Source organism: Kitasatospora sp. MY 5-36, from assembly GCF_001182915.1.
Classification (GTDB): domain Bacteria; phylum Actinomycetota; class Actinomycetes; order Streptomycetales; family Streptomycetaceae; genus Kitasatospora.
The window spans coordinates 1-11,817 of sequence record NZ_LFVW01000262.1; the positions used below are offsets into that span (position 1 = coordinate 1).

At 74.6% G+C, this 11,817-nt stretch carries 9 protein-coding genes; 2 read left to right on the forward strand and 7 right to left on the reverse strand.

The window, feature by feature from the left end:
* Both AE652_RS18655 and AE652_RS18660 read left to right on the forward strand, forming a co-directional pair.
* Window positions 1-1,692, forward strand: a 1,692-nt coding sequence (locus tag AE652_RS18655) for an acyltransferase domain-containing protein (protein ID WP_159028480.1), incomplete at its 5' end; no start/stop codon positions are given.
* Window positions 1,693-1,702: 10 nt separating this feature from the next.
* Window positions 1,703-2,509 (forward strand): thioesterase II family protein, encoded by an 807-nt coding sequence (locus AE652_RS18660; protein WP_049652921.1) that lies wholly within the window; start codon window positions 1,703-1,705, stop codon window positions 2,507-2,509.
* A 75-nt stretch (window positions 2,510-2,584) separates the two neighbouring features.
* On the opposite strand, the gene AE652_RS18665 is transcribed toward AE652_RS18660, so the two are convergent.
* From AE652_RS18665 to AE652_RS18695, 7 genes are all read right to left on the reverse strand, one after another.
* On the reverse strand, window positions 2,585-3,208 hold the full coding sequence (locus AE652_RS18665; protein ID WP_049652923.1) for a response regulator transcription factor: 624 nt from the start codon (window positions 3,206-3,208) through the stop codon (window positions 2,585-2,587).
* Window positions 3,205-4,488 (reverse strand): sensor histidine kinase, encoded by a 1,284-nt coding sequence (locus AE652_RS18670; RefSeq protein ID WP_049652925.1) that lies wholly within the window; start codon window positions 4,486-4,488, stop codon window positions 3,205-3,207. The genes AE652_RS18665 and AE652_RS18670 overlap by 4 nt, the downstream gene beginning before the upstream one ends.
* A gap of 4 nt (window positions 4,489-4,492) precedes the next feature.
* A complete protein-coding gene (locus AE652_RS18675; RefSeq protein ID WP_049652927.1) occupies window positions 4,493-5,233 on the reverse strand; it encodes an ABC transporter permease in 741 nt (246 codons plus the stop codon).
* Between the two features lie 11 nt (window positions 5,234-5,244).
* Window positions 5,245-6,153, reverse strand: a complete 909-nt coding sequence (locus AE652_RS18680; protein WP_049652929.1) for an ABC transporter ATP-binding protein — start codon at window positions 6,151-6,153, stop codon at window positions 5,245-5,247.
* Window positions 6,154-6,384: 231 nt separating this feature from the next.
* The gene (locus tag AE652_RS18685) at window positions 6,385-8,142 is read right to left on the reverse strand and encodes an ABC transporter ATP-binding protein (RefSeq protein WP_049652931.1); all 1,758 of its coding nucleotides are present in this window, start codon (window positions 8,140-8,142) and stop codon (window positions 6,385-6,387) included.
* Window positions 8,139-9,998, reverse strand: coding sequence for an ABC transporter ATP-binding protein (locus AE652_RS18690; protein WP_082345820.1), 1,860 nt, complete (start codon window positions 9,996-9,998; stop codon window positions 8,139-8,141). The genes AE652_RS18685 and AE652_RS18690 overlap by 4 nt, the downstream gene beginning before the upstream one ends.
* Before the next feature lie 376 nt (window positions 9,999-10,374).
* Window positions 10,375-11,817 (reverse strand): trypsin-like serine protease (locus tag AE652_RS18695; RefSeq protein WP_049652932.1); only part of this gene is annotated, 1,443 nt, incomplete at its 5' end.

Below are 11,817 nucleotides of genomic sequence, written 5' to 3' on the forward strand. Positions count from 1 at the left end.
CGGGCGGCGCTCGACCACCGGGCCGTCCTGCTCGGCCCGCGGCCGCTGGACGCCCTGGCGGACCTCGCGGCCGGCCGCCCCTCCGCCGCCGTCGTCACCGGAGCGGTCGGCCCCGAGGGCCCCGGGCGGACGGTGTTCGTCTTCCCCGGCCAGGGCGGCCAGTGGGTGGGGATGGGCCGTGAGCTGGCCGCGTCGTCCCCGGTGTTCGCGGCGCGGCTGGCGGAGTGCGCCGAGGCCCTCGCGCCGTACGTGGACTGGCAGTTGGACGATGTCCTGGCGGGCCTTCACGGTTTCGAGGCCGCCGACGTCGTGCAGCCGGCGCTCTGGGCGGTGATGGTCTCGCTGGCCGCCGTGTGGCAGGCGGCCGGTGTCGCTCCCGACGCGGTGGTGGGCCACTCCCAGGGCGAGATCGCGGCGGCCGCCGTCGCGGGAATCCTCTCCCTCGACGACGCCGCCCAGGTGGTGGCGCTGCGCAGCCGGGCGCTGACGGCGCTGGCCGGGCGCGGCGGGATGCTCTCCGTCGCCGACGCGGTGGACGCCGTCCGGGAGCGGATCGCGCCGTTCGGGGAGCGGCTTTCGGTCGCGGCCGTCAACGGCCCCTCGGCGACGGTGGTCTCCGGTGAGCCCGACGCCCTGCGGGAGTTGGCGGACGCGTACGGTGAGGCGGTGCGCACCCGGCTGATCCCCGTCGACTACGCCTCGCACAGCGCCCACGTGGACGAGCTGCGCGAGGAGGTCCTCGCCGTCCTGAAGGGGATCGAGCCGGGCCCGGCCCTGGTCCCGATGGTCTCCGCGCTGACCGGGGAGTGGCTGGCCGGCCCCGAGGCGGGCCCGGAGTACTGGTACGCGAGCCTGCGCGAGACCGTCGAGTTCGACCGGGCCGTCGGGGTGCTCACCGCCGCCGGCCACGGCGCCTTCGTCGAGGTGTCCCCGCACCCGCTGCTGGTCGGCGGCATCGCCGCCGAGGCGGCCGTCGGCACCCTGCGGCGCGAGGACGGCGGCCCGGACCGCCTGCTGGCCTCGCTGGCCGAGGCCCACGTCCGGGGGGTGCCCGTCGACTGGGGCACGGTGCTGCCGGCGGCCGGCCGCACCGTGGACCTGCCGACGTACGCCTTCCAGCGCACCCGCCACTGGCTGGCCGCCGGGCAGCAGGCCCCGGCACGTCCCGACCCGGACGACGGCGCCCTGGCCCCGGCCGCCACGGCCCCTGCGGCCCTGGGCACCGAACGGGCCGTACTGGACCTGGTCCGCGCCCACGCCGCGGCGGTCCTCGGCCACGACGGCGCCGGGGGCGTGCACCCGACCCGCACCTTCAAGTCCCAGGGCCTCGGTTCCGTCCTGGCCGTCGAGCTGCGCAACCGCCTCGCGTCCGCCACCGGCCTCGCGCTCCCGCCGGGCCTGGTGTACGACCACCCGTCACCCGCCGTCCTGGCGTCCCACCTGCACACCGCCCTGAACCCCGATCCGTTGCCCGCCGCGCTCGACGCCCTCGAAGCGCTGCTCGCCGCCGCCGAGGACCCGGCGGCCCGGGAACGGGCGTTGGCCCGGCTGGAGTCGCTGGTCGGCCGGACCGGCGGCGGGTCCGCTGCCGGGCCCGGCCGGGGGACCGGCGCGGACGCGCTGTCCGACACCACCGACGACGAACTCCTCGCCCTCATCGAGGCCGAGCTCGGCCCCGACCGTGATCACTGAACGGAGAACCATGTCCGCCCGACCCGACCCCACCGCCGACGACGACCTCTGGCTGCGCTGCTACCGGAGGACGGAGGCGCCCGCCGCCCGCCTGGTGTGCTTCCCGCACGCGGGGGGCACCGCCCCGTTCTACCGCCCGGTGCCGTACGCGCTGGCCGCCGCCGACCGCGTCGAGGTCCTGGCCGTCCAGTACCCGGGCCGTCAGGACCGCCGCCGGGAGGAGCCGATCGCCGACCTGAACGTCCTGGCCGACCGGATCCACGAGGTGCTGGCCCGGCAGCCCGAGCTGCCCCTGGTGCTGTTCGGCCACAGCATGGGCGCCGTCGTCGCCTTCGAGGTGGCCCGCCGCTGCGAGGCCGCCGGCCGGCCCGCCGCCCGCCTGGTCGTCTCCGGCCGGCGCGGCCCGGCGATCGGGCTGGGCCCGACCGAGGGGGTGCACCTGCTCGGCGACGACGCGATCACCGACGAGATCCGCCGCCTGGACGGGTCCTCGTCCGTCGTCCTCGACGACCCGGACCTGATGGCGGCCGCGATGCCGGCGCTGCGCGCCGACTACCGCGCCATCGAGACCTACCGGGCCGGCGCGGACGCCGTCGTCAGCTGCCCGATCACCTCCCTGACGGGCGACCGCGACCCCAAGACCTCGGTCGCCGAGGCGGAGGACTGGCGGGCCCACACCACCGGCGGGTTCGACCTCCAGGTCTTCCCCGGCGGGCACTTCTTCCTCACCGAGGAGATGCCGCGGGTCATCGGCCTGCTGGACGGCCACCTGGCCGAGGCCGTCGACGCCCCGCGGGCGTCCTCCGGCGGACGGTGACGCGGCCGCGGGTGCCGCCCGGACGGGTCGAACCGTCCGGGCGGCACCCGCGGAGCACTCCGGCAGGGGCGCAGGTCAGGGCGTCAGGTAGCCGTGCGAGAACCCGGCGGCCACCGCCGCCGCCCGGTCGCTGACCCCGAGCTTGGCGTACATGTGCAGGAGGTGGGTCTTGACCGTCGCCTCGCTGATGAAGAGCTTCCGCGCGGCCTCGCGGTTCGTCGTCCCCTGGGCGACCAGTTCGAGGATCTCCAGCTCGCGCGCCGACAGCGGCGCGGGCGCCGGCCGTCGGACCTGGCCCATGAGCCGGGTCGCGATCGAGGGGGAGAGCACCGCCTGCCCCTGCGCGGCGGCCTCCACCGCGCGGAACAGCTCCTCCCGCGGCGCGTCCTTCAGCAGGTAGCCGGTGGCGCCGGCCTCGATGGCGGGCACCACGTCGCTGTCCGTGTCGTACGTGGTGAGCACCAGCACCCGCGAGGGCACACCGCGCTTGGTCAGCTCCTTGATGGCGGTGACCCCGTCGGTCCTCGGCATCCGCAGGTCCATCAGGACCACGTCGGGCCGCAGCTCCTCCGCGGCGGCGATGGCCTCCGCGCCGTCACCGGCCTCGCCGAGCACCTCGAAGCGGGGATCGGCCCGGAACATGCCCCGCAGCCCGTCCCGCACCACCGGATGATCGTCGACGATCAGCAGGGTGATCATTCCGCACCTCCCGCGGGGATGGCGGGGACGGCCGCCGAGATCGCCGTCCCGCCCCCCGGTTCCGACTCGATGGCCAGCCGCCCGGCGAGGCGCTGCACCCGCTGGCGCATGCCGAGGAGCCCGAACCCGCCGCTGGTGGACCCGTTGACCCGCTTGGCGCTCGGATCGAAGCCCACGCCGTCGTCCCGCACGTCGAGGGTGACCAGGTCCTCCATGTACGACAGGGTCAGGCCGACCCGGCCGGCCCGCGCATGCTTGGCCACGTTGGCCAGCGCCTCCTGCGCGGTGCGCAGCAGCGTCACCTCGACCTCGGTGTGCATCGGCCGGGCGTCGCCGGTGGTGGTCAGCACCGCGTCGATGTGGTTGATCTCCGACCAGCGGCGGGCCACGTCGCCGATCGCGTCCGGGAGCCGGGCCTCGGCGAGCACCGCCGGCTCCACCGCGTGGACCGTCCGGCGGGCCTCGACGAGGCTCTCGCGGGCCAGGTTCGTCGCGTTCGCCAGGTGCTGGCGCAGCGTCGGGGGCTCGTCCAGGGTCTGCTCGGCGGCCTGGAGCTGGGTCAGTATGCCGGCCAGCCCCTGGGCCAGGGTGTCGTGGATCTCCCGCGCCATCCGCTGGCGTTCGTCCAGGACGCCCGCCTCGCGGGCCTGGACCATCAGCCGGGCGTGGAGGGCGGCGTTCTCCGCCAGCGCGGCCTCCAGCTTGGCGTTGGCCTCGTGCAGTTCGACGAGGGCCTGCTTCTGCTTGTCGTTGCGGTGGTCGGCCATCTCGACGAAGTAGAACAGCGCCCCGGCCAGCACCGCGGAGATCAGGCCGACGGCCAGCCACGCCCACCACATGTGGGCGTCGTTGATGCCGGCCACGCCCCCCATGAACGCCGCCGCCGAGATCATCGCGGTGACGGCGGCGCCGACGTACCGCCGGCGACCCCGCAGGTACTTGAAGGCCTGGGGGTAGCCGACGAAGGTGAAGAGCCCGTACCAGGGCGCGACGCCCACCAGGGCGGCGGCCAGCAGCATCAGCCCGGTGTAGTACACGCCCATCAGCCGGCGGTTCTGCCGCCGTTCCGGGCGCAGCGTGCGGAAGCAGAGCATCCAGAGCGCGGCGGCGGCGGAGAGCCCGAGCACCAGCGTGAAGTGCATCGGCACCCGCCAGACCAGCTGCAGCAGCGTGATCACGGTGCTGATCGCCAGGAGGACGTACGGGAGCGCCTTGAAGGCCGCGGTCTCCGTACGCTCCCAGTGATCGAACTCGGCGCGCAGCTCGGCCTCGATGCTCAACCCTCTACTCCCAGCGGAAGTATCGCGCGGCCAGTCCGCCGGCCACGATCGTCCACCCCAGCATGGCGGCGAGGTGGATCAGCTGCGGCCAGTGCCCGGCGGTGGTGTCCTGCAATGATTGCACGCCGGCGCCGAGCGGAGTCAAGTCGCTGATGGTCAGCAGGACATCGTTCATCTTGGCGCGCGGCAGCCACAGACCGGCGAAGAACACCAGCGGGAAGAAGACCAGCGAACCCATCGCGCTGGCGCTCCGGCCGGTCGGCGCGAGCGCGGCGACGAGCAGGCCGACCGCGAACATCGCCAGCGCCACCAGCAGGTAGCTGAGCAGGTAGGCGGGCAGCTTGCGGGGCAGGTCGACGTCGAACGCCAGCTTGCCGATGGTCAGCATGACCAGCATCGTCACCACGGACAGCACGGTGGCCATCAGCAGCTGCGCGCCGAGCATCACACCCGGCTTGACCGGGGTGGTCCGCATGCGCCGCAGCACACCCTTCTCCCGGTACGAGGCGAACAGTTGGGACAGGCCGCTGAGCGCGAACAGGGCGATGCCCATCGACACGACGATCGGCAGGTACAGGGTGATCGGCCGCACGTTGCCGAGCTCGGGGCTGTTCGCCCGCATCGAGGGGATCAGGCCGAGCACGACGAGCAGGATCGGGGCGAACGCGAGCGCGAAGAACACGACGATCGGCTCGCGGAGGAACAGCTTGGTCTCGGTGGCGGTGAGCCGGAGCAGGGGGGACACGGTGGGACTCCTCAGGATTCGACGGGGCGGCCGGTGAGCGCGACGAACGCGTCCTCCAGCGAGTTCTGCTCGACCCGCAGGTCGAGTGCGGTGATCCGCTGGCCGGCGAGCAGGGTGGTCACCGCGAGCAGCAGGTCCCCCCTGCCGGTCACGACGATCTGCGGGCCGGCCCACTCGACGGAGGTGACCTCGTCCAGCGCGGTCAGCCGGGTCTCGTCCAGCGGCCCGGACGGCCGGAACCGGATCCGCTGCCCCTTGTCGACCCGCGACACCAGGCCGCCCGGGGTGTCGATCGCGATGACCCGCCCGGTGTCGATCACGGCGAGCCGGTCGCAGAGCCGCTCCGCCTCCTCCATGAAGTGCGTGACCAGCAGGATCGTCACGCCCCGGTCGCGGATGCGCTCGATCAGGCCCCACACGTCGCGGCGCGCCTGCGGGTCGAGGCCGGTGGTGAGCTCGTCGAGCACCGCCACCTTCGGGGTGCCGAGCAGCGCGAGCGCGATCGACAGCCGCTGCTTCTGCCCGCCGGACAGCCGCCGGAACTGGGTGCCGAGCTTGCCGGTGAGGTTCAGGATCTCGGCCAGCTCGCGCCAGTCGGCCGGCTGGCGGTAGAAGGAGCTGTACAGCTCCAGCGCCTCGCCGACCTTGAGCTTGTCGGGCAGCTCGCTCTCCTGCAGCTGCGCGCCGAGCAGCTGCCGCAGCTCGCCGGTGTCGCGCTGCGGGTCGATGCCGCAGACGCTGATGGTGCCGCCGTCCGGGGTGCGCAGCCCCTCGATGCACTCGACGGTCGTGGTCTTGCCGGCCCCGTTGGGCCCCAGGATGCCGAAGATCTCGCCCTGCTCGACGGCGAAGCTGACCCCGTTCAGCACGGAGTTGTCGCCGTAGCGCTTGACGAGGCTGTCCACCTCGATGATTGCCATGGCATCAGCCTGGCAGTCGGCCCCGGTCCGCCGGATCGACTGGACGGCCAGACCTGGGGCGGGCGGCGGTGGATGCCCGGCATCAACCGATCGGTTGATGGCTGCTCAGCGGGGCCTGAGGCGGGGCCCGCTGCTGCTCGGCGGGCCCGGCCGCCGGATCCTCCAGGGTGCCACGCGGGCCGGTCCGGCGGAACCCCCGTGAACCGTCCTCCTGTTACCGCCGGGGGGAGTTCAGCCCTCGCCGTTCCACGACCGCCACAGCGCCGCGTAGGACCCGCCGGCGGCGACCAGTTCGTCATGGGTGCCCAGCTCGACGATGCGGCCGGACTCCATGACGGCGACGCGGTCCGCGTCGTGGGCGGTCTGCAGCCGGTGGGCGATGGAGACGACCGTCCGGTCCGAGCGCACGGCGGCCATCGCCCGCTCGGCCTGCCGCGCCGTGGTCGGGTCCAGCAGGGAGGTCGCCTCGTCGAGGATCAGGGTGTGGGGGTCGGCCAGGTGGACCCGGGCGAGGGTGAGCTGCTGGGCCTGCGCCGCGTCGAGTTCGACCCCGCCGGCCCCGAGCGCGCAGTCCAGCCGGCCCGGCAGGTCGTGCACCCAGCCGGCCTCGACCAGGGCGAGCGCGGCGAGGATCTCCTCGTCACCGGCGTCCGGGGCCGCCATGGTCATGTTGTCCCGGAGGGTGCCCATGAACACGTGGTGCTGCTGGGTGATGAGGACGATGCGGTCGCCCAGGCCGCCCGCCGCCGCCAGGTCGGCGACCGGCACGCCGCCGACCCGGACGTGTCCCGCGTCCGGGGCGTCGACCCCGGACAGCAGCCTGCCGAGGGTGGACTTCCCGGCGCCGGACGGGCCGACGACCGCGAGCCGCTCGCCCGGGCGGACCACCAGGTCGATGCCCTTGAGCACGTCCGGCGAGCCCGGGTAGGCGTACCGGACGCCGCGGACCTCGATCCGGTCGTCGGACGGCCGCCGGTCGAGCACCGGCGGATCCTCCGACACCAGGCCGACGCCCTTGATGCGGGCGAACGAGGCGCCGCTGCGCTGCAGTTGCTCCATCCAGTTGAGGGCGCGGTCGAGCGGGTCGACCAGCTGCCACATGTACAGGCTGCCGGCCACCACCGTGCCCAGGCCCACCGCGCCGTCGAGGTAGCCGAGGCCGCCGACCAGCAGGACGAGCGCCGTGGGCAGCGCGTGGGCGAACTCGGTGACGGGGAACAGCACGGTGCGCAGGAACAGGGTGCGCACGCCGGCCCGGTAGGCGGTGTCGATCGCCCGGTCCACGGCGAGGTCCTGGCGGGCGCCGAGCCCGAACGCCTCGACGGTGCGGGCGCCGTGGGCGGTCGCGTTGAGCGCCTCGGCGACACCGCCGTAGGCGGCGCCCTCGGCGAGGTAGGCGTCCCGGGCCCGGCGCAGGTACCAGCGGCCCACCGCCCAGACGACCGGCAGGCTCACCAGCGCGCACAGCCCGATCAGCGGGTCGAGCAGGAACGCGGCGCCGAGGACGAACAGCACCTGGACCGCGGCGATGAAGACGTCCGGGGCCGCGTTGCGCAGGGTGGCGGCCACCGTGCCCACGTCGAGGGAGGAGCGGGTCACCAGGTCGCCGGTGCCCACCCGCTCCGCGTACCGGCCGGGCAGCGCCAGCGTCCGGTCGACGACCTCCTCCCGCAGCCGGGCCAGGGCGCGCTCCCCGAACCGGTGCGAGAAGTAGCGCGCGAAGCGGGTCAGCAGCAGCTGGGCGAGGGCGAAGCCGAGCACCGCCGCCGCCAGCACGTCGACCTGGCCGACCGTCAGCTCGCCGTTCTCGACCCGGGTGACGATGCGGCCGAGGTACCACGGCGCGGCGACCCCGGCCAGGGCGGCGAGGCAGGTGAGGAGGAGGACCCCGCACATCGCCCGGCCGTCGTCGACGAGCAGGCGCCGGACGGCCCGCCGTACGGTCGCCCGGTCGGCGACGGGGAGTCGGTGGGGGTCGTCGTGGCTCATCGGGATGCTCCTTCCCGGGGCTCTGCGGTGGCGTCGGCCTCGGGGCGGGCGTCGGCGTCGGGGCGGGCTTCGGCGTCGGGGCGGGCGCCGGGGTCCGGGCGGGCGTCGGGGTCCGGGCGGGCGTCGGGGTCGCCGCGGAGGACCAGTGCCGCGTAGGCGGGCTCGGTGGCGAGGAGTTCGCCGTGGGTGCCCGCGGCCCGGACCCTGCCGTCCACGAGGTGGCAGACCCGGTCGGCCCGGCCGAGGACCAGCGGGGAGGTGCCGACGACCAGGGTGGTGCGGCCGGCGCGGAAGGCGCCGAGCCGGGCGGCGACGGCGGCCTCGGTGAGCGCGTCCAGGGCCGAGGTGGGCTCGACGAGCAGCAGCACCTCGGGGTCGGCGAGCAGGGCCCGGGCCAGCCGCAGCCGCTGGAGCTGGCCGCCCGAGACGTTGCGGCCGCGGTCCTGGAGCGGTGCGTCCAGGCCGCCGGGCAGGAGGCCGACGAGGTCCTCGGCCGCCGCCGCGTGCAGCGCGCGCCCGATCTCCGCCGCCGTGCGCCCGCCGTGGACCGCCACCGCGGAGCCCAGGGTGCCGCCGAACACGTAGGACTCGTTGTCGGACACCAGGACGTGCCGCCGCAGTGCGGCCGTCTCCCACGCGGAGACCTCGACACCGCCCCAGGTGGCGCCGGACGGGGTGTAGCTGGCCAGCCGGTCCACCACGGCGCGGGCCTCGTCGGCCCGTGCGGAGACCAGGGCCGTGACCTGCCCGGGGCGCAGCACCAGGCCCGACTCCGGGTCGTGCAGCTCCGCCGGACCGCCGGGCGGCGCCGTGCGGGTGCGCTCGCCGGAGGACTCGGGCCGCAGCGCCAGGATGTCGATGACGCGGCGGGCGGCGACGAGGCCGCGCGGGAGGTCGTCGGCGCCCTCGACGAAGAACGAGACCGGTGCCAGGAGGGCCGCCACGTACCCGTAGACGGCGACCAGTTCGCCGACCGTGATGTCGCCGGCCGCCGCCATCCGCGCGCCGAGCCAGGTCACCACGGCCAGGAAGACGACGGGCAGACAGGCGCCCACCGCCTGCACCCAGCTGGTGAGCGAGGCCACCCGGTAGCCGAGCGGCACCAGCGCCCGGGAGCGCTGCCGGTAGCGCCCGGCGAACATCGGCTTGCCGCCGATGCCGTTCAGCACCCCGAGCCCGGCCACCAGGTCGCCGGCCAGGGCGGTCAGCGCCCCCTGCTCCTCGCGGTAGCGGCCCTCGGCGCCGTGCAGCCTCCCCATCAGCGGGCCGATGACCACGGCCAGCAGCGGGACGCCGAGCAGGACCACCGCGGCCAGGACGGGGGAGATCCGGACCAGCAGGACGGCGGCGGCGAGGTACGCGAGCACCGCGCCGACGCCGGGCCCGGTGATGGTCAGCGTCTGGGCGATCCGGCCGGTGTCACCGGCCTGCAGGTGTGTCAGCTCGCCGGCCGACACCTGGCGCGGCAGCGTCGTCCCCAGCCGGTTCACATGGCGGGTGACGGCCTGGACCGTCCGGAAGGCGGCGTCGGCCCGGATGAACGTCATCGTGCGGTGCCGCAGCATGCCGAGGACCGCGATCAGCGCCCCGACCGCGAGGACCACCGCCACCCAGCCGACCAGCGCCCCGGTGTCCCGCGCGCGCAGCCCGTCGTCGATCGTCCGCGACATCAGGTACGGCGGCAGCATCAGCGCGCACATCCACAGGCTCCCCCAGGTCGCGCCGAGCAGCACCCGCCTGCGCTGCATCGACACGAGCCACCAGAGGTACCGCAGCGGGCTCCGGTGGTCGGGCGTTCCGGGGTCGGTGTACGGGACCCGGCGGGTACCCGTGGGCAGGTCCGGTCCGTCGGTCATCGCGCTCCGTCCTTGGGCAGGTTCACCGGGCCCCGGGACGACGTCCTGGCGGCGCTGCCCTGTCGGACTCCGGCGGAGACGGCCGGCCCCGGACGCGAACTGCCGCACACCGACGGCGGGGTGGCGCCCGGAAGCGGTCACGGCGCCGCCCGCGTGCCGGCGCCGCCGGAGCATTCGGCCGCCGAGCTGCCGGGATGCCACCGTACTCGAAGAAGTCCGCACGTGAACGGGCCGAGGAGGATTGTCCGGAAATCGGACTGCCCGACCACCCTCAGCTGACCGAGGTGTGACGGTCCGTCGGACACCGGCACGCGGGCGCCCCGGTGCGGGACGGTGGTCCGCTCCCGCACCAGGACGCCCGCCGGCGGGCCGTGGATCAGATGGAGCTGGTGATCACGGTGCCGGTGTGGTTGCCGGGGATCGCGGTGAGGTCGAGGTACTCGGGGTCGGCCCAGGTGCCATCGAGGTGGCGGGCGGTCAGGATGACCTTGTTGTCGTTGGTGGTGACGGCGAACTGGGCGTCGGTGTCGACGGTGGCGGCGCTGATGCCGGTGCCCGTGACCTTCCCGATGACGTCGACGAGGGAGTTCATCCGCGACCAGTCGCCGGAGGCGTAACGCAGGGTGTGGTACTGGCCGTCGCTCGCGACGGTGGCGAGGTCGAGGTCGTTGTTCTGGCGGGTGACGGCGACGGAGGTCACCGGCCCGGTGGCGCCGGCGACGTCGGAGACCGATCCCCAGAGGGACCAGGCGCCGCTGACGTTGCGCCGGGTGTGGTAGACCTTCCCGCCCGACACGGCGGCGATGTGCAGGTCCCCGGAGGCGGTTCCGCCGGCGGAGATGGCGGTGATGCCGTTGAGCGGCCCGGTGTTGTCGGTGACCACCTTGAACCCGCTCCACTGGCCGTTGCCGTAGCGGGCGGTGTGGAACAGGGTGCCGTTCGCGACGACCACGATGTGCAGATCGGCGCCGACCGGGGTGGCGGCGATCTGGGTGATGTTGCCGAGGTCGGCGACGTTGGCGTTGACGTCGATGAACTTCTGGCCCCAGCTGCCGTCGAGGCTGCGGATGGCGTGGTGCAGGTGCCCGTCGCCGCCCAGGGCCAGGACGTGGGTGTTGGTGTCGATGCCGGCCGAGGTGACGGCGCGGACGCCGCCGATGTTCCCGGCCGCGGCCTGGACGTCCTGGTACGGGGTCCACGAACCGTCGTACAGGCGGGTCGCGGCGTAGAGGTTGGTGTCGCTGCGCACCAGGGCCTGGGTCTTCCAGCCGATGGCCTTGGCGCGGGTCTGCTGCACCCAGCCGGCGATGTCGTCGACCCGGGAGCTGAAGGCGCCGGTGCGGGTCTCGGTGGCGGGCACGCCCAGGCAGCCGCCCTGCCAGGAGCGGGAGGCGACCGCGAGCAGCTCGGCCTTGCCGTTGGTCGTACGGACCACGGGGGCGCCGGTGTCGCCCTTGCAGACCGCCGCACCGCCGGTACCGGTGGTGCCGATGCCGGTCGCGCTCACGGTGTCGAGGGTGAACGCGCCGGTGTGGAGCTTCAGCGGCGCCCACTCGTCCTTGGTGCGCCCGTACCCGGGCACCCGCAGGGTCTGCCCGGCGGCGGGCGCGGCGGTGGCGACCCGCAGCGGGGCTATACCGTCCACCGGCGTGGCCAGACGCGCCATCACCAGGTCGCGGTCGGCACGCGGCACCAGCTCGGAGATCTCGGCGGTCTTTCCGGCACCGGTCGTCAGATCGGTGCGGCCGATGGTCGCGGTGGTCTTCCACTTCGGCTTGCCGGCGGCCAGGGCCTGCGGCTGCGCCGGGTCGTCGGAGAA